Below are 21,743 nucleotides of genomic sequence, written 5' to 3'. Positions count from 1 at the left end.
CTGAACAGGCCGCGGGCCGGTTTTTTTAGAACAAATTGTAATTGTTCTAAAAATGAAGTGGAGGGGTTTTATGAACTGGATTGAGGCGATCCAATTATTTGTGCCTGGCTGCGCACAGGAAGCGGCCGATCAGGATTTGATCCTTTCGCTCGCACTGCGGGAGCCGGCTGCTATTTTAACACGGGAGAGCCTTGCAGCGCATATGACGGCGTCCGGTTTCATTATCAATGAAGCGCGCGACAGAGTTTTGATGGTGCATCACAATATTTATAACAGTTGGTCTTGGACAGGAGGCCATGCGGATGGAGACAGCGACTTATTGGCTGTGGCATTGCGTGAAGCGCGTGAGGAGACGGGAATTGTCAATGTGGCGCCGCTTTCCCAGGAAATCATGTCGCTTGATGTACTGACAGTCCCGGGACACGTCAAGCATGGAGCATATGTGTCGGCACATCTGCATCTGTCGGCAGCCTATTTGCTTATTGCGCCGGAGGAACAAACGATCTCTGCACAGCCTGACGAAAACAGCGGCGTCCAGTGGATCGCGTTTGATAGTTTGGAGCGGATGTGTAATGAAACGCATATGTTGCCTGTTTATCAAAAGCTGATCGGGAGGATGCAGAAGCTGGTATGAGCCGATTGGAGCAAATAGTGGAGCCGTTGCTCGCCTGGTATGAAAAAAATGCTCGGGATCTGCCGTGGCGCCATGGTGTGACGCCTTATCGCGTGTGGATCTCGGAGATCATGCTCCAGCAGACGCGTGTAGAAGCCGTTAAGGGATATTTTGAGCGGTTCATGCAGGCACTTCCGGATGTGGAGTCGCTGTCGCTGGTTGAAGAAAAACGCCTTCTGAAGCTTTGGGAGGGATTGGGCTATTACAGCCGCGCACGCAATTTAAAGCGCGCCGCCGCGTTGATCATGGAGCGGTATGGCGGCGCGCTGCCGCGCTCCTGCGACGAACTGCTCAAGCTGCCTGGCATTGGTCCATATACGGCTGGCGCGATTGCGTCGATCGCATATGGGCTGGCGGAGCCGGCGGTCGATGGCAATGTGCTGCGCGTACTCGCACGCTTGGAGGATGATCACAGCGATATTGCGGATACGGCAGTCAAGCGCGCGGCTGCAAAAAAGCTGCGCGCAGTGATCCCACAGGGGCGCGCTGGAGCGTTTAATTCGTCAATGATGGAGCTGGGGGCGACGGTCTGTGGTCCGAATGGTCCGCCGGAGTGTTTATATTGTCCGCTTCGTTCTTTGTGTATGGGATATGCAAATGGGACTGCGGGCGACCTGCCGGTCAAGGCAGCTAAAAAACCGCGTCGGATTGAGGAGCGTACGGTCCTTGTCCTGACACGCGACGCGCTTTTAGCTGTGCGGCGGCGCCCAACGCGCGGGCTTTTGGCGGGGATGTGGGAATTGCCGTCTGTTGAAGGCCGTTTGGACGACACAAAGGTGATCGAAGCAGTCCGCGGGTTTGGGTTGGCGCCGCTGCGCATAGCGCCGCTTGGAGATGCAAAGCATATTTTCACACATGTTGAATGGCATATGACCGGATGGCGCGTTACAGTTGAGGAGCCGCTGGAAAAAGAGGGGCTTGAGTGGATTGACCCGCGCCGGCTACAGGGCGATTATCCGTTGCCTTCGGCTTTTCGGGCTTATCTTACGTTGTGGGAACAATTGTAAATTTGATGAGGGCCATTCATAATTTCGCAATATATTTTTGTTATAATCAATACAATTACCATATGATATAGTGGGGAATTCATTCTGTTTGAAGTATGAGCTATGCTGGAGAGGCTCTGGCTTGGATGTTGGTATAATGGAAAATGAATATAAAAAAGAACAGGTGAAAGGGAGTGTTTGCTTATGTCGGCCAATCCGTTTTCTGAGATCACGCAGGAAATTCTTGATCTTGCAAAGCTCAGCCAAAAGAACAGCGCTATTGATCCCGCGCTTTATGAAAAGCTGGATGTCAAACGTGGACTGCGCGACATAAACGGAAAAGGGGTTCTGGCTGGTTTGACGGAGATTTCAGATATCCAGTCAACCACGACGGACGAAACCGGTTCTATTATTCCATGTGAGGGACAGTTATTTTATCATGGCATTAACATCAAGGATTTGGTCAATGGATTTATCACTGAGAAAAGATTTGGATTTGAAGAAGCCACGTATCTTCTGCTGTTTGGCCAGTTGCCCACAGAGGTACAGTTAAAGAGCTTTACAGATCTTTTGGCGCGTTACCGGACCCTTCCGACAAGCTTTGTGCGTGATATCATTATGAAGGCGCCGAGCCGTGATATGATGAATACGCTTGCACGCAGTGTTCTGACGCTTTATTCCTATGATGACCGTGCTGATGATATCAGTATCCCAAATGTTCTGCGTCAATGCCTGCAATTGATCGCTTTGTTCCCAATGCTGTCCGTGTATGGCTACCAGGCATATAATCATTACCACGAGGGGCAGAGCCTGTACATACATGCGCCAGATCCGGCGCTTTCCACTGCGGAAAATCTGCTGCGCATTCTGCGGCCTGACAGTTCCTACACTGCGCTTGAAGCGCGTGTGCTTGATGTCGCGCTTGTGCTTCACGCGGAGCATGGCGGCGGCAATAACTCGACCTTTACAACACATGTCGTTTCGTCTTCAGCGACAGATACATATTCAACAATCGCCGCTGCGATCGGTTCGCTGAAAGGTCCACGGCATGGTGGCGCGAACATCAAAGTGGTGCGTATGTTCGAAGATATGAAAGCGACACTGGATGATTGGACCGACGAGAGCCAGGTGTGGGAATATCTGCGCGCGCTGCTTAATAAGAAAGCGTTTGACCATGCGGGTCTGATCTATGGCATGGGTCATGCAGTTTATTCCCTATCTGATCCGCGCGCCGATATCTTCCGAACGTTTGTTAAGTCGCTCTCTGAGGAAAAAGGACTTTATCGTGAATATCAGCTTTATTCGCTGGTTGAGCGCCTCGCTCCAGAGGTGATCGGCGAGGAACGCCGGATTTATAAAGGCGTTTCAGCGAATGTCGACTTTTACAGCGGCTTTGTTTACAGTATGCTCAATCTGCCGACGGAACTGTTTACGCCAATTTTTGCGATCGCCCGTATTTCAGGCTGGAGCGCCCACCGTCTGGAGGAGCTTGCCAACGCTGGAAAGATCATCCGCCCGGCTTATGGAAGCGTTGCGCCGCGTGTCGATTATGTTCCGCTCCATCAACGTGGATAAGTCTATTCACACGAAAGTAGTGATCATTGATGTTTCGAAAGAGTTTTCAAATTGAACTGGAGGATTCTTTGACTTATCCATCCGCGCGAATCATTTGTGAAGCTGTCGAATCATATGCTGCCGGTAGTAAGGAGCGGCTGACATTTGTCAGCCGTGAAATGCCCGTCTCGTTCTATCTCGATCAGGATTTATACGAGGTAAAGATCATTATGATACGGGGCGGCTATGAGCTGTCATGCAGGAAAAGAAGATAAAAGGAGGTCCCGGCCAGCCGGGACCTCCTTTTATCTTAAAAGATATTGGACAGGTTCGGAATTTCGGAATCGCGTATATGACTGATCAGCTTGCGCAAGCGGTCGACTTCGGCAGCGTACTCCGCTTTCGCCCCATACTGTGCGAGCGCGGGGAGCCGTGCGACCACGCCATTGATCATGTCCAATTCGTCGTGGTGGATATATCGTGTCATGACAGCTTCATTTTTTTTCCATGCGCTGGAAAACTGATCTGCAATACTGGCGGCATGTTCCAGATCGTCCCGGTCAATCGCTTGTGCAACCTCTGAGAGCATTTGATCCATTTCATCAGATACACGGATCAGATGCACAAGAGAACCGACGCCAGTGGCGATAATACCAACCATGATGAAACAAACGATCACAATCCGTTTCATGCGGAAGCCTCCTTTTTGGCAGGCGCTTTTTTCTCTTTGGGAACGATCAGATAGTCGGCTTGACGGTTACATGTCATCAGAAAGATATCGTTGATAACATAATGATTATCCGTGACCGTTTTTTCAAGCCATTCATAGCGGAGGTTGCAGTACTCAAGCGCGCTGTCAATCACAACACCGTCAGCGATGAGAACAACAGGCGGCGCGTCGTCTCCGGGCGAAGGTTTGAGCTTGAGCATTTCAGCAGTGACAGTCTGTGCCTGGAACTTGGGATAAACAGATAACGTGCCTGTTGTTTCGACGATGGCAAAGGCCACGTCTCGGATATCAAAAATATCCTTGCCCCTTAGTTCCTCCATCATATCATCGATTGTAAAGCGCAATTCTTTTAGCTGCTTCTGGTCGATTTTTCCATCACGGATGATTACACGCGGCGTTCCGGATACAAGACGCCGTATTTTTTTATAACGAAGCGTGAGGGCGGAAATAATAACGTCGAAGGAAACCAGTGTTAAAATCGGTATGATACCGCTGATAAGCGGGACGTTATTGTCTTCGATCGCCATTGTGGCGATATTTGAAACAAGAATTGTAACGACAAGCTCGGAGGGCTGCAATTGGCCGATTTGTCGTTTACCCATTAGACGCAGGCTAACAATGATTAACGCGTAAATCAGCAATACGCGAAAAAATACGATCAACAAAAATATCAGTCCTCCTGGATTTCAATACAAAATTTAGTCTGGCCATAACACCTTTGGATATTCCCAGCGAATGAATGGCAATAATAGAGTATGTTTGCAGGTTTCGCACACCAGGAAGGAATGATAACATGGGCATCTGGAATTTTTTGAAAAGCCGGTCACAGCCGCCCGCAGGCGCCTATGCGCCGCCGCAGGCGGACAGCGCGGCGGATCGCAGGATGGATCAAACGCTTTTGCAGCGTTTGATTGATATTCGTGCGTTATGCGGCGGTACCGGCGATTTGATCGTCCACGAACTGGAGGTCAGCGGTGTCGCCTGTGCCGTGGTACTGTGTGAGGGCATGGTCGATACAAATACGTTTTCAAAAATGTTTGCACTTCCACTGACTTCCCTCTCGCTTTCGGATGCATCACCACAGGCTGTCCTCACGTGGGTGCGTAAAAATGCGCTGCTCGCGCCTGATCAAAAGGAAATATATACGTATGCGGAGCTTTTTCGTTTTATAATGTCCGGTTTTGTTGTCCTGCTGATAGACGGCGTAGAACCTGGTATTGTATTCGGCATACAGGGATATACCGGGCGCTCCGTATCCGAGCCGTCAGGGGAGACGAATGAACGCGGTTCCCGCGAAGGGTTTATCGAAAAATTGCGTCCCAATATTTCCCTGGTGAGGCGGCGCTTTAAATCGCCCGACTTGATGTTTGAGATCATTACGTTTGGGGAAAAAAGCCGTACAGACGCCGCGCTTGTCTATCTGCGCGGGACTGTTGCGCCCGAGCTGCTGCGCAAGGTTAAGGAGCGGCTGTCAAAAGTACGCATGGATGTTGTCCTTGAAAGCGGTTATATTCAACCTTTTTTGGATGCAAAGCCGCTGTCGCTTTTTTCAGGCGTCGGATATACGGAACGGCCTGACACGCTTTGCGCCAAGGTGGCTGAAGGACGCATTGGGCTGATTGTCGATGGGACGCCATATGCTTTGATTGTGCCGTATTTATTCAATGAACACTTTCAAAGTCTCGATGATTACGCGCATCGGCCGTATTATGCGACCTTTATCCGCTGGCTCAAGTATGCTGCGTTTTTCTTTTCCATTCTTCTGCCCGGATTTTATGTGGCTGTCGGCTCCTTCCATCCGGAGCTGCTGCCAGCCACGCTGCTGAACAGTTTACTTGTCAGCGAGGAGACGACGCCGTTCCCATTGATGTTTGAGGCGCTGGTGATTTTTTTCATCTATGAAATTATGCGTGAAGCAGGACTTCGAATGCCGCAATCGGTTGGGCATGCCGTCAGCATAGTGGGTGCGCTTGTTATTGGCGATGCGGCTGTCAGTGCGGGAATCATTGGAACCCCGATGGTAATTGTCGTGGCTGTGACCGCAATCAGTTCTTTTGTCGTACCGACGCTTTATGAACCGATTACGATTTTGCGGTTTGCATTTATTCTGATTGGCGGCATGTTTGGAATTTTTGGCGTGGCGGCCGCGTTTTTTGCTGTGGCGGCAAACCTATGCGCAGTCAATCCATTGGGAGTACCAGTCACAACTCCTGCAACGCCATTTTCGCTCTACTCAATGCGTGACGTATTATTTCGTTGGAGCTGGAAAACGCTTGCGCAGGAGGATCTGCGCGTGCAGGGGCTGACCGGCAGCGACATCAGCACACAGGGAGGAAAGAACAATGCGGACAAAGCCACATGATATTTCTGCTGGACAGATGATCATGATGCTCTTTTTATGCAGCATATTCACGATATTCTCCTATACCTCAGGAACGCGGGAAATACTTTCTGCGCCGGCGGCGCCGCTGGTACTTTTGCTGTCGTCGGTCGGCGCTCTGGTCGTGATTATTCCGTTTTTCCTTCTGAAAAAACATGCCGGCCCGGATTTGTTGACGGCCGCCTATCGCGCCGGCCGCCCAGTCGGCGCGGTGACGTCGGCATTGTTTGGATTGTTTTGCATCTATATGGCGGCTCAAACAACTGCCTATTTCGTTTTTCTAATGCTCAGCACAGTTTATCAAAATGCGCCGCCATGGATTTTTATAGTTATTTTTCTGCTCACGGCCGGATATGCCGCATCGCTTGGATTGGAGTCAATTGCAAGGCTCGGCGCGTTTTTGTTTGCGCTGACACTGGTTGTCGGGCTTCTGATCCTGGGAGCGCTGCTCCCCGAATTTGAGCTGGTGCGTATCGCCTGGCCTTTGGTGGACGGACCCGAGCCGGTCATACCCGGTACAATCCGTGTGCTGGCATCAAACGCAGAAATTCTTCTGTTCATCCTGCTTGTACCACGTATCAGCCGGGGGGCCGGAAAAGCATATATATGGTGGGCGGTTCTGTCGCTGGCCATCTGCATGGCGCTTACAATATTTTTGATCGCTGCACTTGGCGGATTCGCGGTGACCCGCCTCTTTCCGCTCCAAACGGCTGCGACCATGGCGCGCGTTTCATTATTTGGGCGTATGGACTTGTTTCATATCCTGACATGGACAGGTATATCATTTTTACGTGCTTCGGCTTATCTTTATTGCGGATATACCTGCCTGCGACGCATGGCGCCGAAGCTTTCCGTTGGATTTGGAACGTTGATCTGTGCGGCCGCAGCCGGTGTCACCGCGATTTTAACAGTACAGAAAATGCACCTTTGGGATGAGGCGGGTAATCGTATGATTCTGATCATACCGCTCGTGATAATTGCCATCCTTCTGCCTCTGTGTCTGCTGCCACTAGGGCGTACACTTGCGCCGCAAAAGCAGGCGGATAAAAAGGAGGGGGCGTCATGAGAAGAATAGCGGCTTTGGTATTGACGCTTGTAATGCTGACCGGCTGCGTGCAAAGTGTGAAGCTCAACGAGCGGGGTGTCGTACAGACAATAGGAATTGACTTGAATGAAGATGGATTTTACCGTGTGACATTGCAGGTACGGGAGGCCGTCGGTACATCCGGAGCGCCCAATCAGCCTGACGAAAGCAGCAAAAGTATTGTTGTCGAGGAAACAGGGAGGACCTTGACAGAGGTATTTACACGCGCTTCAGTGACGCAGGGCCGTCAGATGTTTCTTGGCAGTGTACAAATCATTGTTCTGGGGGAGGAAATGGTTGCTGCGGGAATCGACGGGGTCCTCGATTTTCTCAATTCAAACCATCAGATTTCACCAACGACAGCAATTGTGGTGGCACGCGGTGAGGCTGGAGAGCTGGTGCAGGCTGGGCGTGATGATCCGGCGCTTTCAGCGGACGGGCTGCTCGATGTAATGCAAAGTGCGTATAAAGCGGGTTTGGCCCCAAAAAGCCGCATGATCGATTTGATAAATGCAGTCCGTGGGGAACCGCCTGTCGCCGGAACTTTGGCATTGATCGAATATGTTCCGGTGTCACAGAACGGTCAGAAGCCGCTGACCCCTGAAGAACCGCTCCCCGAGGCGTTATTTTCGCAGGACGACGGGGAGATGTCTCAAGAAGAACCGAAGGAGGATGCGTCATCCGGCGGACAGGATTCATCCGAAGGGGGAGAAGATACAAAGGACTCCTCTGGCGGACAGGAGGAGAAGCGTCTGCGTCTGTCTGGCAGCGCGATGTTTGATGGCCAACAGCTTGCAGGATTCCTCAATCCCGCGGCGACACGCGGTTTGGAATGGATGCGTAAGGATATGAAAAACGCCACAGTGACAGTCGGAGACAACCGGATTGGAAAGGTAGCTGCTGTTACACATGATCAAAAAGCAAAGATAAAGGTCGATCTGACAGGCGATGTGCCTGTATTTAACATCGATGTGACAGTGTGCAGCACGGCGCTTGAAAAACAATTGCCGGACAGCCTGCTGTTTGATGAACAGGCACGCATTTATACAGCGGCCCTCCAAGAGCATCTGATTCGTGGAGAGATCGAGGCGGCGGTGCTTGATGCGCAACGCGAAGGCTATGATGTCATGGGCTTGTCGCTGTTAATGCGCCAGAGGCACCCCGACTTTTACAAAGCACATGAAGCCGATTGGTCAAAGGTGATTGCAACGGCGGGCTACAACGTTTTTGTGCATTGTACGATCGACCGCACCGGTGTTGAAGCGTGAGTATGGCGTGGTATTAAAAATCATAATGGGCCGCGCGCCGCGCGGCCCATTATGGTCAGCTATCATTGTGCGCTTGGGACAGAGATGATACGGAAAGGCTTGCCGTGCTCAACGCAGACGCGCAATGTATATGCTGTGCCGCGTGAATGGCCATCCCAGAAAGCAAGCACAAGATCTGCGTAATCGACAATTCTGCTATTGCGTATCAACGGCGCAAGACGTCCGTTTGCTTCATAGTCTGGACGAAATACGGTCATTGGCAGACCAAGCCTGCGGGCTGCTTCCTCCGCCATCGCATCAATTCCCGCCGCGCCGCCGCTGACAAGCTCGGAGGTATTGAGCGGGATATGCTTGATGAGATCATCCGTACCAAATGGTCCAATTTCACGTGAACCAATAATCGCCACCCGCATCCTTAACACCGCCTTTTAAAAAATCCATCCAAAAATTCTGGTTGCTTCTATTATAACATGCAAGGAAATCATTCGCCAGATTGAACGATGAAAATATGGGATGGCCGTTGTGGAGGGCTTTTGCGGACCTTTAAATTTTGTTTCAAAATTTTAATGAAGTTATTCCCCGCAATAATCAGATTATCCGGTGGAACAGTAGACACGTAACTTAAAAAATTGTAGGGGGATCATACCAATGAGAAAGCATTATAAACGCTTTGCGTGCGTGCTCTCGGCGGCAATCGTCGCGGTACAGACGCTGGCGCTCTATACACAGTCCATTCTGCCGGATCATTATTATGTTGCGGCGGGTGAAACACTTACAATCAATTCTACCCTGCCGATCACGTCCCAGGCTAGCCGCGGCAGTATGCCGGTAGAAGTCTATTCAGCTGCGGGTAACAGCTATAATGTCGACCTGCGCCTGCCATACGGTGTTGAAATCAAACAAGTACAGGTTCAGGTTGTTGACCGTGAGATGGTGGTTCCAGGCGGCACGCCATTTGGAATCAAAATGTTTACCGAGGGCGTCATCGTTGTTGGTATGAGCGATATTGCAAGTGGAGGTACTTCATCGAATCCGGCCAAAACAGCCGGTGTGCGTGTCGGCGATATCATTACAGCTATGGATGGCAACACAGTTCAAACAAATGAGGATGTGGGACGGATTGTAACGGCCAGTGGCGGCAATCCGGTACGCATTGATTTGGAGCGCAACGGAGAACCGATGACTTGTCAAATGCAGCCTGTTAAGAGCGATGACGGCGTTTATCGGGCAGGTATTTGGGTTCGTGATTCATCGGCTGGTATTGGAACGCTCACATATTATAATCCGTCAACAGATGTATTTGCCGGCCTTGGACATGCGATCTGTGATATTGACACAGGAGACATCATGCCGCTCCATTCTGGTGAGATTGTTGACGTGACCATCACCGGCGTCCATCGCGGCACAAGCGGTTCGCCGGGTGAACTGCGCGGGAGCTTTACAGGCGACACTACAGGAGAGCTGTTGATCAATTCACAGGTAGGTATATTTGGAACGGGTGGTCAACCCGATACAGCCTTGGAGCCTGTCCCGCTTGCGCTTCGTTATGAAGTGGTGGAGGGCCCGGCGACGATTTTCTGCACGCTTGATGACAAGGGTCCGCAGGAATATTCGATTTCCATCGAAAAAGTCAGTATTGCAGAAAATAATCCAACTAAAAATATGGTGATCCGCGTCACAGATCCGCGGCTTTTAGGAAAGACAGGCGGTATCGTACAGGGAATGAGCGGCAGCCCAATCCTGCAAGGCGGTAAGCTAGTCGGTGCTGTTACACATGTTTTCGTCAACGATCCAACTCGAGGATACGGTATCTTTGCAGAAAACATGGAGAAAATGTCATCAAGTGTCGAACAACGGCGAAAATGACATGAGTATATTACACAAATAAGTGCTGGAAAGTTCCTTAACTTTCTAGGTCAAAATTGTCTAAAAAAGGTTGCCAGAATTTGCAAAAGGTGATACTATTTGTTTAGGGAAACGCAAAGAAGGGGCTATCGAAAGGATGAAAGAAAAGGCAAAAGTGCTGATTGCAGAGAGTGCAGGCGAATATTGTGCGAAATGCGCATCCTTGCTCAAAACATACGGATTTGAGGCAATGATCGTACCACGTGATGGTCTGACCGTGGTTCAGATGGTTGGGGAGATGCGCCCTCAGGTTGTGCTGATGGATGTTTTCATGCCGCGGCTTGACGCCATAGGCGTGATGAAATCTGTCAAAGAAATGACCCTTGGGTACGAACCACGCTTTATGATCACTTCTACCTTCAGCAATCCAATGCTGGAGAATGAGTTGATCACTGCGGGTGCTTGTTACTTCTTTTTGATGCCGTTTGATCCGGAGGTTATGGTTGAGCGTGTCATTAAGATGGCGGGGATGCCTTTGGGCGCCAGCTTTCCGGGGCCGGAGACCGTGGCGGGAAGCGAACCTGACCTGGAGGTTATGGTGACAGAAATCATCCATCAGATTGGCGTACCTGCGCACATCAAAGGATATCATTATGTACGTGAATCAATCATGCTGGCGGTAAAAACACCCGAGATCATCAATTCTGTCACAAAGCTGTTATATCCAACTGTGGCCAAGAAATATGCGACAACAGCATCGCGCGTTGAACGCGCCATCCGGCACGCAATTGAAGTGGCGTGGGACCGCGGCGATGTCGATACGCTCAACAGCTACTTTGGATATACCATTCACAATGGGCGTGGCAAACCCACCAACAGTGAATTTGTCGCTATGATTGCCGACAAGCTGCGCCTGCGGCTAAAAAATGCAAATTGATTTCGGCGGAATTTGCCGTCCTTGGTATCCTTTGGTTCGACCGGTTCGTCGCAGTTCTGATGAATGTGCGAAGGGCCGGTTTCCCTTTTGAAGCTTGGTTATGGTGCGCATATTGCAGCGGCTGACGGGTAAACTAAGATCGACGTAACAATTGGGTTGCGTCCCCGTTTGCAAAAATACAAGACTTTAAAAGGAGGCGTCCTCAAATGGATAACTGCAAAGCCAACAGATGCATTGAATGCACCGTCACTCAATGTGCAAATCACTGCTCCACCTCAAATTATTGCGCGCTCGACTGCATCAGGGTCGGTACGCATGAAAACAATCCGTCGATGGATCAGTGCACGGACTGCCAGTCCTTCCGGAAACAGTAACAGCGATTTCAAAAAAAGAAGCACGCCCGCGGCCGCGCCGCGGGCGTTTTCTATCTGATAATCGTCAGCTTTTGAGCATAAGCGTTGCTTCCAACGGATAGTGGTCAGACGGATAATGTCCGTCAACCGGATCGGTTATAATATGCGCTTCTACGATCTCAAATTCGTCTGAAACAAAGATATAGTCGATTGGCTGGGCGCCGGGACGTACTCGGCCGCTGAAATTGTGAAGCGTATTGTTTACATGCGCCGGGAAACGCGTATACACATCTGTCAGATGGAGCTGCGGATATTCCTCAGAACAGCCGCGCAGCAAGCGTACAGGACGGCTTGTCGGCTTTGCATTGAAGTCACCCATCAGGATGGTTGGCATGGGCCGTTCCTCATTGAAAGAACGCATATAGTCCAGGATGACTCGGATGCCAAGCGTGCGCGCAATCCCGCAGATATGGTCAAGATGTGTATTGAACACGCGAATCGATCTGTTCAGCTTTGTCAGATATACCTCCGCAACCGTACAGATCCGCGGAAATACAGCAAAATAGGCGCGCGAAAGGCGTTCCGGGCTTTTTGACAGCCAAAAGGTTTTTATCAGGCGCACACTGGCATTTTCATTTTTTATGATAATATCGCTATGTTCGTCGCTATGGGGTTTGGCGCCGGAAAAACGGCCAAATCCCAGCACACTGTAATCGACATCGAGCAGGCGGCTGACATCGTCGCGCATATTCGGAAGAAGCTCCTGAACGCCGACAATGGTCGCTCCGCTTTCACGAATAAATTGCGCTGCCAAAGCACGCCGCTGCCCCCACTTGTGTGAACGGTTCAGTGCGATCCCGAAGTCGCGTTTGAGATTAAAGGAAACCACCCGAATCAAGTTGTCCCCCATATTGGCATCCCCTTTGAAAAATGATCTTGCTTTTATGATACCATGTTCTAAGGCAAATGCAACGCTGTAAATGGACAAGAAATTTTTGGAAACCTGACTTTTCCAGCTCTGGAAAACGGGGAACAGGTTGTAAAAAATAAAAGAAAATATTATAATAAATGACAGATGCAGCAGTTCTGGCGAACGGGTTGTCCGCAGGCGGCGTAGAAAGCGGTAAGGAGGAATGCATCATGAAATTTATGGATGTAAAGTCGGCCGGGTGTACGATAAAATTGTCAAAAATCGCTAAAGGTGCCGACCATTTTGGTGTAACAATTCCAAAAGAGCGTGCGTTTACGCTGATGGATCGATACCTGGAGCTTGGGGGCAATGTGATTGATACGGCGCGCCTTTATGGCCGTGCACGGCCATTTGACGCCGAATATGCGCACAGCGAACCGATTGTGGGGGAGTGGCTGCGTACCCGGAGGAATCGCGATCAGGTGATCCTTGTAACAAAAGGCGCTCATCCAGTGATTGAGGACATTTCAAAACGGCGTGTGAACCCTGAATGTATTGCCGCTGATTTGGAGCAGTCCCTAAAAGCGCTTGGTGTTGATTATGTCGATATCTACTTTTTACATAGAGACGACCCCGAAAAGCCTGTTTCGGAAATTATGGACGCATTGGATGATCATGTAAAATCAGGAAAAATCAGAGCGATTGGCGCGTCTAACTGGACATGCGCCCGCATTGACGAAGCCAATGCTTATGCACGGACACATGGAAAGACACCCTTTGCTATTTCACAAATCCAGTGGTGCGCCGCCTATGTGAAACCAAACGCCTGGCCGGATCCAACCATTGTATCTATGAATGAAACGGAGTATACAGGATACATAAAAAACGGCCTGCCGGTGATGGCGTTTTCTCCACAGGCAAGCGGGTACTTTTCCAAACTGATTGCGGGCGAGCCTCTGAAACAAAAATATATGGAACGGTACGATTGTCCGGAAAATCGTCGCAGACTCGAAAGCATCCGCGTGTTGTGTGAAAAGACCGGAAAGTCGCCCGCTGCGGTTAGCCTTGCATATATCACCTCAAACCGTGTGCCGGGGTGCGCAATCATCGGTTGTTCTACGGTGGAGCAACTGGAGGACAGCATGTCGGATTCCGATCTGACATTGACCGAGGCCGACTGCGCCGCATTGGTATAGCTGTATGGGAACATTGTTAAAAACATCTCGCCGGAGGGAGAGATGAGAGCCGCGGTGAAACCGCGCCTTGGCTTATGGGTGCGGCGCTGGTGGACATTGTTTCTATTGCCTGCGGGACTTTTGTTGATCTGGCTTGCACACAGATTTCCTGTGGTCACAGAACAGGTTTATTCCAGAACGATTTATCCATTGCTGGCCGCTTCAGTCGGCGCGCTGACTTCTCTTTTCCCATTTTCACTGTTTGAAATTGGGCTGCTGCTGCTGCTGGCTGCTGCGGCGCTGCTGCTGTTATATGGGATGGTGTGGCTGCTGCTTGCATTGCTGCGCCGTCCCGCGCCAATACGTGTTGCATGGAAACGCCTGTTTGCCCTGTTGCCGAAAGCTGTATGCGTGATCTTTTTTATATTTGTTACGACCTGTGGCTTGAATTACCATCGTTTGGAATTTGCGCAGACAAGTGGCCTGCAAATCCGTGATTCCTCTGCGCAGGAACTTGCTGCGCTGTGTCTGGAACTGTCTGCACGTGCAAATGAATTGCGGCTGGAGGTTGGGGAGGATGCATCTGGTGTGATGCGTTTGGAATCAGATTTTTTTGACACAGCGCATAAAGCACGCGATACTTTTGGATCGCTCTCACAGGAATACGCGGTTTTTCCAAACTATGCGATTGCACCGAAGCCGGTTTTAAATTCGCGCTTTATGTCGCGTATGCAACTGACGGGTCAGTTTACGTTGTTTACATTTGAGGCTAATATCAACAAAGATGCGCCGGATTATTCCATCCCAGCGACGATGTGCCACGAGCTGGCGCATACGCGCGGTTTTATGCGTGAGGATGAGGCGAATTTTATCGGTTATCTCGCATGCATCAACAGTGATTCGGCAGAGTTTCAGTATAGCGGCGTCATGTTGGCTCTGGTTCATGCAAGTAATCGGCTATATGAGACGGATCGGATGTTGTACCAAGATGTAGCGTCAACATTTTCCGATGGTGTGCGGCGGGATTTCGCAGATAATAATGCGTATTGGGCGCAATTTGAAGGACCGGTAGCCGAGGTATCTGATGCAGTGAACAATGCTTATCTGGTTATGAATCATCAGAGCGACGGCGTTAAAAGTTACGGACGCATGGTCGATCTGCTGCTGGCCGATTATAGAAGCCGCCATAACTTGATATAAAAAGGCATCCCCGCAAGGGGATGCCTTTTTATATCAAATCGTTTCTTTCAAGACAAATTGCAAATAGGGCATTCCATTGATCCGGGCCATAGCAAAAGACAGGCGCAGAGTATAAAGCGGCGGCTGCTCGAAATTGAGATCCTCAGGTGCAAAAAAATCAATTTCATAGGCGATGCCGCCGTCAGGCGTGCCTTTTGGATCAGCTAACGCGTAATTATAGCTGCCGGCATCATGGCCGACGGAATAAAGATAAGCGTCATTATCAGCATCATAACGCGTGGAATCTGTTGGCGCAAACCCGTCAAGCCCAAACAGGTTTTTTGCTTGCTGTGTGACAATAGAGGATGGAATCAAATATTCGCCGCTGTCGTTCTGTTCGAAATAGTAACCCAGCATATCCTTTTGGCGGAACGCTTCAACAAGGCAGAAAAATAACACATCCTGCGAATCAAGCTCCGAGGCAGTTGCAGTGCCTTCCATGCCAAAAAAGCTGATGAATTGGATCAGATCGGTTTCCAAAACCTTTTGATCTGTATCGCTAAGTTCGGGAAGCGGATATTCTTCCTCAGACTCACTTGATGAGGATTTGGATGAAGAAGGGAGAGAGGAAACCACCAGTTCGTCAGAAGAAGGAAGCTCGCTTTGAGAGACCGGCTCAGAGGAGGGCTGCATATTGGCCGCACTGCGCGCCTCACAGCCAGTCATCCAGACGGCGCAAGTAAATAAACCGGCGCACAGCGCGCCGCAGAGAATTTTTTTCATCAGAATAATACCCCCATGGTATAACGGCAAACCGTCGTTTGATTTAAAGAAATGATATCATATCTGTGAAACGGCATGTCCAAATTGTCCGTCAAAACGGATGATCTTGTATGCGGCGGACCAGTTGGCAGATTTCGGAACAGCGCTCGGAACAGCGCTTTGATGCAGCGTGCCGCCAGACAGCGGCTGCAAACGTCAAAGCCGTAACCCTGCGCATATTGTACCATGTGTTCCATAAGCGGTCAAGCAGCATCTTGACTGTTTGCGGCTAACGGAAATTTAAGACAAAAATCTCTTGATCACAGACGTATTTAGTGATATGATAATAAAAATATACACCTGACAAGTGAACAGTTGGCTGTGAAAAGCGAGGAATGGAGGACGTATGCTGAACACAAATGCAAGTGAAAAGTTTTTGAAGGAAGGTTTGACCTTTGACGATGTGCTGCTGATCCCAGCGTGTTCGGAGGTCGTTCCGGCGGACGTGGAGATTGGCACGGAGCTGGTGCGTGGGATCCATTTGAATTCTCCTTTTTTGTCGGCGGCGATGGATACAGTTACCACTTCGAAAATGGCAATTGCAATGGCTCGAGAGGGCGGTATCGGTATCATCCACAAAAATATGAGCATTGAGGCGCAGGCCGATGAAATCGATACGGTCAAACGTTCTGAAAATGGCGTGATTGCCGATCCGTTCTATCTGTCGCCGGAGCATTTTGTGTACGATGCTGATGAAATCATGGGAAAATATAAGATTTCAGGCGTGCCGATTTGTGAAAACAGTAAACTGGTCGGTATTCTGACAAACCGTGACTTGCGTTTTCTGGAGGATTACAGCATCAAAATCAAGGAGGTCATGACAAAGGACCACCTTGTGACTGCTCCAGTTGGCACAACGCTTGACGACGCACGCCAGATTCTTCGCAAACATAAGATTGAAAAGCTGCCAATTGTTGATGCGCAAGGGTATCTCAAGGGGCTTATCACAATCAAGGATATTGAAAAAGCCGTCCAGTATCCAAACTCGGCGCGTGATAAAGGCGGCCGTTTGCTTGTTGGGGCCGCGGTCGGCATTACACGCGACTTTATGGACCGTGTGGATATGCTCGTCAAGGCGCAGGCCGATGTGCTGTCTCTTGATTCCGCGCATGGTCATAATATTATGATTTTTGACTGTCTGCGTGAGATCAAGCGAAAATATCCCGACATTCCTGTCATTGCCGGTAATGTTGCGACGGCGCAGGCGACTGAAGATTTGATAAAAGCAGGGGCGGACGCCGTCAAGGTCGGAATTGGCCCTGGTTCCATTTGTACAACGCGTGTGGTGGCTGGTATCGGCGTCCCACAGCTTACGGCTGTCTATGATGCGGCATGCGCCGCCTCGAAATATGGTATTCCTGTCATTGCCGATGGCGGGATTAAGTTTTCCGGCGATATTGTCAAGGCGCTTGCTGCTGGAGCGTCAACGGTCATGCTTGGTTCGCTGCTGGCAGGATGCGCGGAAAGTCCGGGTGAAACAGAAATTTACCAGGGCCGCAGCTTCAAGGTTTATCGCGGTATGGGTTCCTTGGCGGCAATGGGTGAGGGTTCCAGCGACCGGTATTTTCAGGATTCGAAAAAGAAACTTGTTCCTGAAGGCGTTGAGGGCCGCGTGCCGTATAAGGGAACCGTTGCGGATACCATTTACCAATTGATTGGCGGTATCAAGGCCGGTATGGGGTATACGGGATGCAAAACGATCGTCGACCTGCACGAGCGCGCGCAGTTTATCCGGATTACCGGTGCGGGCCTTAAGGAAAGCCATCCGCATGATATTTATATCACAAAGGAAGCGCCCAATTATACGGTCAGCCCGTGATCGACCGAATGATACAAAAATAATCGCCGGCATTTGCCGGCGATTATTTCAATTTATACTGATATAGATCTACTCCAAATCCTGTATATTCATCTTTTCCAGCAGTTTTTTACGATTTTGTTTATGCTGACATAAAAAATATATGGAAATAAGGATCGCCGTAGGGATATTCATAATAAGAAATGTTTGGATGGCAGCCCAAAAAGGTCCGCTATAAGAATACGATTTTGAAAGGCTCAGAATTGCCAGCAGGGAATTGAGGAGCGTCAGTAAGGGCAGAATCAATCCTAACAATCGGTTTTCTTTTTTGGAAAGATAAATTTGAAGCAGGATCGCCCCGATACAAACAACCAGAACGGCAATGAGGGGGATGATCAAAATAAAGGTGGCGATTGCCATGGTATTCACTCCTTTGGGATTTTCTTATATTCATGAATCAAAATTTTTGCTGTATCAAAATCAAGTTTATCGTTGACTGCCAAACGTTTAATCAGGGCGATATACGGTTCGTTTTCTGCATCCTCACTGATTTTAATTTTTTGAATTAATTTATCAAGACGCAGCCGTACCGTCGGATAAGTGACGCCATACTGCTTGGCAATTTCCTTGAGCGAACCGGACGCCAGCAAAAATTTTTTAATAAATACAAGGTCTTCATGATCAAGATTAGCCAACCACTCGGGCATGATTTCAATCGCCATTTCAACACCTTCTTTAATAATATTTATTATATACTTAAATATTATTAAAGTCAATAGTGAATTATAATTTAATATATTTGATTATAGTCGAGATATCATTGCTCTGAAAATAGATTTACTCTGGAATTGCAGCCGTAGACCTGTTATAATCATTCAAGGGAGACAGGGGGAGCGAAGTATGAAGATTGGGGTCGTTGGCCTTGATGCGGCCGGCTGTATCATTGCAGGGCATCTGCTTGCGAAAACAGCGCATGATATTTGTACATATGACCCGGACGGCAGGCGATGCGGTACAATTGTTCGGTGCGATACAGCAGCAGAACTATTCGATCAGTGTGAGCGTATTGTGATCGCGCTCGCCGCTCCTGCGGAGTTGACGGCGCTTTGTAATGCTGTTTCATCGTTTCTGCATACTGGCCAGATTATAATAGATTTGACGGACACATCGCCTGCCTTGGCGCATTCCATTGCAAATGGAATGCGCCGGTTCGGCGTCTCTTATCTTGATTGCGGTGTCTTTGGAAGCAGCGGATTGACAGAGCCGTTTTCCGTGTTCGTGGGAGGAAACGGGGAAAGTTTTTCGGCAGTTCAGTCATTGATCAGATGCTTTGCGCCAGGGTGCCGGTATGTGGGACCTTCTGGACGCGGACAGGCCATGCGCATTATTTGCCGGGCCCTTGCGTCAAAGCTGATGTGCAGCATCAAAGACATGGAGGCGTTGGCCGCATCGTTTGGTATCAGTAGGCCGGCCTTTATCAACCTGCTGGGTTCATTTGAGGAAATCGCTGCGCCATTGGCAGAGCTTGAGGGAAAAATACCGCCATTCGACCGTAAAGAATTGTTACGCGATGCAGCCCTCGCGGATGAAATGGCGCGCCGTGCTGGCTTATATGTTGACGGCCAATTAGGTTAAACATATTACATTGTTTCAACAAACAGATACAATATGGAACCTGTCAAATCTTTGAAATACCCCTATTAATATGCGATAAAAGCCGTCCCCTCAAAAAAGGGGACGGCTTTCATCTTATATTGCTTGAAGCTGTGTGTATTGCGCGCGGCCCAATACGAATAGATCTGCACCCATGCAATCGACTGCGACAATCAGGGGAAAGTCCGAAACGGTCAGCTTTTTAATCGATTCACAGCCGAGATCATCATAAGCAATGACCTCGCAGCGTTTGACACATTGTGCGGCAAGCGCCCCCGCACCGCCGATCGAACAAAAGTAAACGCCTCGATTGCGCACAATCGATTCACATACGGCTTGACTGCGCGCTCCCTTGCCGATAGTCGCAACCAAACCGCAATCCATAAGAGCAGGAGTATAGGGGTCCATACGGCCTGAGGTGGTCGGCCCGCAGGAACCGATTGGCATGCCGGCCGGCGCAGGGGTTGGACCGGCAAAATAAATACAAGCGCCTTCTAAAGGGAACGGGAGCTCTCTCCCCGCGTCCAGAGACGCTATCATACGTTTATGCGCCGCGTCGCGAGCTGTGTAGATTTCTCCGGAAAGCAGCACATGGTCGCCCGCTCGCAGCATAGGCGCATGCTGCCTTAATTCTTTTGCATTAATTTGCCACGTTTTCATCCGTCTGACCTCCAAGATATCCGGCTTCATCGTCAGGCTGGGTAAACGGCTCGCTTTCATCTGTCGTATAGTCGAGACGGATGGCATCCGTGTCGAAACGCTTCTCCACTTGACGCACAATCTCCTGCATAACATCGATGCGATCATTCAATACGAACAAAATTTCCTCGATCGATTTGCGCAGGCGCGAGGCGTCGCTATTGAAACTGGAAAGCTCGGAATGAAAACCCTGCATCTGATGGCGCGCTTCCGCTACAATCTGAGCCGCTCTCGTACGCGCGTCGGCTATGATTTGATCGGCATTGTGCCGGGCCTCAATCATCGCATCCCCGATCTGGCCGGAAACTTCGTCATATTTTTTGCTTTTGTAATCAAGGCTTTCCACCTTGAATTGGAGCTGGCGGCTGCGCTCGATTTGGATTTGTAATTCCCGCTCACTGTCGGAAAGCTGCTTTTTCAAATCCTGATTTTGTGCGTCAAGGTCAGTGATCATAGTCTGAGCCTGCCGGGCTAGTTCGCGTTCTTTTTCAAGCTGTTCGGCTACTGCGGTCAGTTTACCATCCTGTTCGGCAAGCTGTGCCTCCAGCTTTTTGATATGTATGACCTGTGACTCCTGTGCGCGGCTATATTCCGCAAGCCTGTTCTCATAGTCGGTTTCGACTGCGTTCATTTTTTCATTTAACGTATCTATGTAGCTAAGGACGGATTTTTTATCAAATCCGCCAAACGCGGCTGTTTTAAACCCGTTTTCTTCCATTTCGAGGCATCCTTTCGACCGTTGAATTCGCCCGTTACAGACGCTGTGGTCTGGCGGCTTACATGTACCATAAGTATACCATTATTCCCGTAAAAAACAAAGGAAAATTTTTAAAGATTGCACAATATGATTCCTGTTATTTGTATGATATACTTAAAAATAGTTGCTTTGCAACCATTTTTTGCGCATCTGCCCGTTCCGCGGGCAGGCGCGTTTTAATCAAAGGACCCCGCGCCAGGAACGGCGCGGACGGCTGATTTTTATAGATTGCTCCGCAATCTATAAAAATAATGTGGGATTTGGAGGATTTGCGCTATGGAAAAATTGGTAGCCTTCGATTTGGATGGGACGTTGAGCCGCTCAGACTTGTTCCTGCTGCCCGCTTATCGGACAGCTCTGACAAAAATGGGGCGTCCGCTTTTGCCAGATGAGGTACTTTTGACTTTGATTGGAGGGACAACCCTGGATAACGCCCATATCATTTCGGCGGGTGATATGGAGGATTATGGTATATTTAACGATTATGTACGGCAAGAGCTTGCGGCGCATATGTCAACCGATGCTCGCGCCTATCCTGGAATCGCACAGAGTATAGAAGCACTGCGGGCGGGCGGCTGCCGGATTGTACTTTGTTCAAATGCAATGGCGAATTATTCACGTCCGCTGCTTGACGCAATCAGTTTGCTCGATCTGTTCCATGATATCCCACAAAGCCAGCCAGGGTGGGATAAGCAGCAGCTTTTGAAATCGATCCTTGAAACCTACAGTCCCAAAGCTGCGGTGATGGTTGGTGACCGCCATTTTGACATAGAAGCGGCGCGCGCGGTCAATATTCCAGTGATCGGCTGCGGTTACGGTCTTGCCCCTTTTGAAGTCGCAGGGGCTGATCTTGTTGTTTCAAACGCTTCAGAGCTGCCGGAAGCGGTAGACCGCCTTTTGGGAGCTTGAAGAAGATCAATAAAAAAGGCCGTGATGCGGC

General features: G+C 49.7%; 24 protein-coding genes. 15 read left to right on the top strand and 9 right to left on the bottom strand.

Going from position 1 to position 21,743, the window contains the following annotated elements; translation table 11 throughout:
• Positions 1 to 70: 70 nt before the first annotated feature.
• The 4 genes from FMM72_RS06215 to FMM72_RS06200 all read left to right on the top strand — a co-directional run bounded on the left by FMM72_RS06215 (position 71) and on the right by FMM72_RS06200 (position 3,488).
• Complete coding sequence (locus FMM72_RS06215) at positions 71 to 634, top strand: NUDIX hydrolase (protein ID WP_162220885.1); 564 nt, start codon at positions 71 to 73, stop codon at positions 632 to 634.
• Entirely contained in the window at positions 631 to 1,680 is a 1,050-nt protein-coding gene (gene mutY / locus FMM72_RS06210) for an A/G-specific adenine glycosylase (RefSeq protein WP_162220884.1), read from the top strand. Before FMM72_RS06215 ends, mutY begins: the two co-directional genes overlap by 4 nt.
• 183 nt (positions 1,681 to 1,863) lie before the next feature.
• A complete protein-coding gene (locus FMM72_RS06205; protein WP_162220883.1) occupies positions 1,864 to 3,234 on the top strand; it encodes a citrate/2-methylcitrate synthase in 1,371 nt (456 codons plus the stop codon).
• 29 nt (positions 3,235 to 3,263) lie between these two features.
• Complete coding sequence (locus FMM72_RS06200) at positions 3,264 to 3,488, top strand: DUF4318 domain-containing protein (protein ID WP_006877117.1); 225 nt, start codon at positions 3,264 to 3,266, stop codon at positions 3,486 to 3,488.
• 35 nt (positions 3,489 to 3,523) lie between these two features.
• On the opposite strand, the gene FMM72_RS06195 is transcribed toward FMM72_RS06200, so the two are convergent.
• Positions 3,524 to 3,904 carry a DUF4363 family protein gene (locus FMM72_RS06195; protein ID WP_162220882.1) on the bottom strand — a complete coding sequence of 127 codons (381 nt, stop codon included), beginning with the start codon at positions 3,902 to 3,904 and terminating at the stop codon, positions 3,524 to 3,526.
• The gene (locus FMM72_RS06190) at positions 3,901 to 4,608 is read right to left on the bottom strand and encodes a DUF421 domain-containing protein (protein ID WP_243151526.1); all 708 of its coding nucleotides are present in this window, start codon (positions 4,606 to 4,608) and stop codon (positions 3,901 to 3,903) included. Before FMM72_RS06190 ends, FMM72_RS06195 begins: the two co-directional genes overlap by 4 nt.
• Before the next feature lie 128 nt (positions 4,609 to 4,736).
• On the opposite strand from FMM72_RS06190, the gene FMM72_RS06185 reads away from it, so the two are divergent.
• Genes FMM72_RS06185 through FMM72_RS06175 form a run of 3 tightly spaced genes read left to right on the top strand, consistent with a single transcriptional unit; the run spans position 4,737 to position 8,675 of the window.
• The gene (locus FMM72_RS06185) at positions 4,737 to 6,305 is read left to right on the top strand and encodes a spore germination protein (RefSeq protein WP_162220881.1); all 1,569 of its coding nucleotides are present in this window, start codon (positions 4,737 to 4,739) and stop codon (positions 6,303 to 6,305) included.
• Positions 6,286 to 7,389 (top strand): GerAB/ArcD/ProY family transporter, encoded by a 1,104-nt coding sequence (locus tag FMM72_RS06180; protein ID WP_160208428.1) that lies wholly within the window; start codon positions 6,286 to 6,288, stop codon positions 7,387 to 7,389. The genes FMM72_RS06185 and FMM72_RS06180 overlap by 20 nt, the downstream gene beginning before the upstream one ends.
• Positions 7,386 to 8,675, top strand: coding sequence for a Ger(x)C family spore germination protein (locus tag FMM72_RS06175; protein ID WP_162220880.1), 1,290 nt, complete (start codon positions 7,386 to 7,388; stop codon positions 8,673 to 8,675). The genes FMM72_RS06180 and FMM72_RS06175 overlap by 4 nt, the downstream gene beginning before the upstream one ends.
• Before the next feature lie 62 nt (positions 8,676 to 8,737).
• On the opposite strand, the gene FMM72_RS06170 is transcribed toward FMM72_RS06175, so the two are convergent.
• On the bottom strand, positions 8,738 to 9,088 hold the full coding sequence (locus FMM72_RS06170) for an SLOG family protein (protein ID WP_162220879.1): 351 nt from the start codon (positions 9,086 to 9,088) through the stop codon (positions 8,738 to 8,740).
• Positions 9,089 to 9,323: 235 nt separating this feature from the next.
• Here FMM72_RS06170 and spoIVB point away from each other — a divergent pair, with 235 nt between their 5' ends.
• The 3 genes from spoIVB (at position 9,324) to FMM72_RS06155 (ending at position 11,831) form a co-directional block, all read left to right on the top strand.
• Positions 9,324 to 10,541, top strand: a complete 1,218-nt coding sequence (gene spoIVB, locus FMM72_RS06165; protein ID WP_160208434.1) for a SpoIVB peptidase — start codon at positions 9,324 to 9,326, stop codon at positions 10,539 to 10,541.
• A gap of 136 nt (positions 10,542 to 10,677) precedes the next feature.
• A complete protein-coding gene (spo0A, locus tag FMM72_RS06160) occupies positions 10,678 to 11,457 on the top strand; it encodes a sporulation transcription factor Spo0A (protein WP_160208436.1) in 780 nt (259 codons plus the stop codon).
• Between the two features lie 206 nt (positions 11,458 to 11,663).
• Positions 11,664 to 11,831: a DUF1540 domain-containing protein gene (locus FMM72_RS06155; RefSeq protein ID WP_160208438.1), complete on the top strand. Its 168-nt coding sequence runs from the start codon at positions 11,664 to 11,666 to the stop codon at positions 11,829 to 11,831.
• Between the two features lie 64 nt (positions 11,832 to 11,895).
• Here FMM72_RS06155 and FMM72_RS06150 read toward each other — a convergent pair whose 3' ends face one another.
• On the bottom strand, positions 11,896 to 12,720 hold the full coding sequence (locus FMM72_RS06150) for an endonuclease/exonuclease/phosphatase family protein (protein WP_160208440.1): 825 nt from the start codon (positions 12,718 to 12,720) through the stop codon (positions 11,896 to 11,898).
• Positions 12,721 to 12,950: 230 nt separating this feature from the next.
• Here FMM72_RS06150 and FMM72_RS06145 point away from each other — a divergent pair, with 230 nt between their 5' ends.
• Both FMM72_RS06145 and FMM72_RS06140 read left to right on the top strand, forming a co-directional pair.
• Positions 12,951 to 13,916 (top strand): aldo/keto reductase, encoded by a 966-nt coding sequence (locus FMM72_RS06145; protein ID WP_243151527.1) that lies wholly within the window; start codon positions 12,951 to 12,953, stop codon positions 13,914 to 13,916.
• 42 nt (positions 13,917 to 13,958) lie between these two features.
• Positions 13,959 to 15,095, top strand: coding sequence for a DUF3810 domain-containing protein (locus tag FMM72_RS06140; RefSeq protein WP_162220878.1), 1,137 nt, complete (start codon positions 13,959 to 13,961; stop codon positions 15,093 to 15,095).
• A 33-nt stretch (positions 15,096 to 15,128) separates the two neighbouring features.
• Here the strand turns inward: FMM72_RS06140 and FMM72_RS06135 are convergent, their stop codons facing one another.
• On the bottom strand, positions 15,129 to 15,857 hold the full coding sequence (locus tag FMM72_RS06135; protein WP_162220877.1) for a hypothetical protein: 729 nt from the start codon (positions 15,855 to 15,857) through the stop codon (positions 15,129 to 15,131).
• A 385-nt stretch (positions 15,858 to 16,242) separates the two neighbouring features.
• Here FMM72_RS06135 and guaB point away from each other — a divergent pair, with 385 nt between their 5' ends.
• Entirely contained in the window at positions 16,243 to 17,715 is a 1,473-nt protein-coding gene (gene guaB / locus FMM72_RS06130; RefSeq protein ID WP_180322890.1) for an IMP dehydrogenase, read from the top strand.
• 69 nt (positions 17,716 to 17,784) lie between these two features.
• Here guaB and FMM72_RS06125 read toward each other — a convergent pair whose 3' ends face one another.
• The gene (locus tag FMM72_RS06125; RefSeq protein ID WP_006877100.1) at positions 17,785 to 18,114 is read right to left on the bottom strand and encodes a hypothetical protein; all 330 of its coding nucleotides are present in this window, start codon (positions 18,112 to 18,114) and stop codon (positions 17,785 to 17,787) included.
• Between the two features lie 5 nt (positions 18,115 to 18,119).
• Positions 18,120 to 18,416, bottom strand: a complete 297-nt coding sequence (locus FMM72_RS06120; protein WP_024730301.1) for a DUF2089 family protein — start codon at positions 18,414 to 18,416, stop codon at positions 18,120 to 18,122.
• A 178-nt stretch (positions 18,417 to 18,594) separates the two neighbouring features.
• On the opposite strand from FMM72_RS06120, the gene FMM72_RS06115 reads away from it, so the two are divergent.
• Positions 18,595 to 19,329 carry an NAD(P)-binding domain-containing protein gene (locus FMM72_RS06115; RefSeq protein WP_162220876.1) on the top strand — a complete coding sequence of 245 codons (735 nt, stop codon included), beginning with the start codon at positions 18,595 to 18,597 and terminating at the stop codon, positions 19,327 to 19,329.
• A 114-nt stretch (positions 19,330 to 19,443) separates the two neighbouring features.
• Here FMM72_RS06115 and FMM72_RS06110 read toward each other — a convergent pair whose 3' ends face one another.
• Positions 19,444 to 20,007, bottom strand: a complete 564-nt coding sequence (locus FMM72_RS06110; protein ID WP_162220875.1) for a FumA C-terminus/TtdB family hydratase beta subunit — start codon at positions 20,005 to 20,007, stop codon at positions 19,444 to 19,446.
• Complete coding sequence (locus FMM72_RS06105) at positions 19,988 to 20,764, bottom strand: hypothetical protein (protein ID WP_162220874.1); 777 nt, start codon at positions 20,762 to 20,764, stop codon at positions 19,988 to 19,990. Before FMM72_RS06105 ends, FMM72_RS06110 begins: the two co-directional genes overlap by 20 nt.
• A gap of 315 nt (positions 20,765 to 21,079) precedes the next feature.
• Between FMM72_RS06105 and FMM72_RS06100 the strand changes: the two genes are divergently transcribed.
• Positions 21,080 to 21,712 (top strand): HAD family hydrolase, encoded by a 633-nt coding sequence (locus tag FMM72_RS06100; RefSeq protein ID WP_160208465.1) that lies wholly within the window; start codon positions 21,080 to 21,082, stop codon positions 21,710 to 21,712.
• The last annotated feature ends 31 nt before the right edge of the window (positions 21,713 to 21,743 follow it).

It is taken from the genome of Anaerotruncus colihominis (assembly GCF_010206195.1).
GTDB lineage: Bacteria > Bacillota > Clostridia > Oscillospirales > Ruminococcaceae > Anaerotruncus > Anaerotruncus colihominis_A.
Note: the sequence above shows the minus strand (reverse complement) of the source record. Positions and strands in the feature narration are given on the sequence as shown.

Bases quoted from the DNA above. Each gene is read 5' to 3' on its own strand.
- FMM72_RS06215 (WP_162220885.1), top strand. From the start codon at position 71: ATGAACTGGATTGAGGCGATCCAATTATTTGTGCCTGGCTGCGCACAG.
- mutY (WP_162220884.1), top strand. From the start codon at position 631: ATGAGCCGATTGGAGCAAATAGTGGAGCCGTTGCTCGCCTGGTATGAA.
- FMM72_RS06205 (WP_162220883.1), top strand. From the start codon at position 1,864: ATGTCGGCCAATCCGTTTTCTGAGATCACGCAGGAAATTCTTGATCTT.
- FMM72_RS06200 (WP_006877117.1), top strand. From the start codon at position 3,264: ATGTTTCGAAAGAGTTTTCAAATTGAACTGGAGGATTCTTTGACTTAT.
- FMM72_RS06195 (WP_162220882.1), bottom strand. From the start codon at position 3,904: ATGAAACGGATTGTGATCGTTTGTTTCATCATGGTTGGTATTATCGCC.
- FMM72_RS06185 (WP_162220881.1), top strand. From the start codon at position 4,737: ATGGGCATCTGGAATTTTTTGAAAAGCCGGTCACAGCCGCCCGCAGGC.
- FMM72_RS06180 (WP_160208428.1), top strand. From the start codon at position 6,286: ATGCGGACAAAGCCACATGATATTTCTGCTGGACAGATGATCATGATG.
- FMM72_RS06175 (WP_162220880.1), top strand. From the start codon at position 7,386: ATGAGAAGAATAGCGGCTTTGGTATTGACGCTTGTAATGCTGACCGGC.
- FMM72_RS06170 (WP_162220879.1), bottom strand. From the start codon at position 9,088: ATGCGGGTGGCGATTATTGGTTCACGTGAAATTGGACCATTTGGTACG.
- spoIVB (WP_160208434.1), top strand. From the start codon at position 9,324: ATGAGAAAGCATTATAAACGCTTTGCGTGCGTGCTCTCGGCGGCAATC.
- spo0A (WP_160208436.1), top strand. From the start codon at position 10,678: ATGAAAGAAAAGGCAAAAGTGCTGATTGCAGAGAGTGCAGGCGAATAT.
- FMM72_RS06155 (WP_160208438.1), top strand. From the start codon at position 11,664: ATGGATAACTGCAAAGCCAACAGATGCATTGAATGCACCGTCACTCAA.
- FMM72_RS06150 (WP_160208440.1), bottom strand. From the start codon at position 12,720: ATGGGGGACAACTTGATTCGGGTGGTTTCCTTTAATCTCAAACGCGAC.
- FMM72_RS06145 (WP_243151527.1), top strand. From the start codon at position 12,951: ATGAAATTTATGGATGTAAAGTCGGCCGGGTGTACGATAAAATTGTCA.
- FMM72_RS06140 (WP_162220878.1), top strand. From the start codon at position 13,959: ATGAGAGCCGCGGTGAAACCGCGCCTTGGCTTATGGGTGCGGCGCTGG.
- FMM72_RS06135 (WP_162220877.1), bottom strand. From the start codon at position 15,857: ATGAAAAAAATTCTCTGCGGCGCGCTGTGCGCCGGTTTATTTACTTGC.
- guaB (WP_180322890.1), top strand. From the start codon at position 16,243: ATGCTGAACACAAATGCAAGTGAAAAGTTTTTGAAGGAAGGTTTGACC.
- FMM72_RS06125 (WP_006877100.1), bottom strand. From the start codon at position 18,114: ATGGCAATCGCCACCTTTATTTTGATCATCCCCCTCATTGCCGTTCTG.
- FMM72_RS06120 (WP_024730301.1), bottom strand. From the start codon at position 18,416: ATGGCGATTGAAATCATGCCCGAGTGGTTGGCTAATCTTGATCATGAA.
- FMM72_RS06115 (WP_162220876.1), top strand. From the start codon at position 18,595: ATGAAGATTGGGGTCGTTGGCCTTGATGCGGCCGGCTGTATCATTGCA.
- FMM72_RS06110 (WP_162220875.1), bottom strand. From the start codon at position 20,007: ATGAAAACGTGGCAAATTAATGCAAAAGAATTAAGGCAGCATGCGCCT.
- FMM72_RS06105 (WP_162220874.1), bottom strand. From the start codon at position 20,764: ATGGAAGAAAACGGGTTTAAAACAGCCGCGTTTGGCGGATTTGATAAA.
- FMM72_RS06100 (WP_160208465.1), top strand. From the start codon at position 21,080: ATGGAAAAATTGGTAGCCTTCGATTTGGATGGGACGTTGAGCCGCTCA.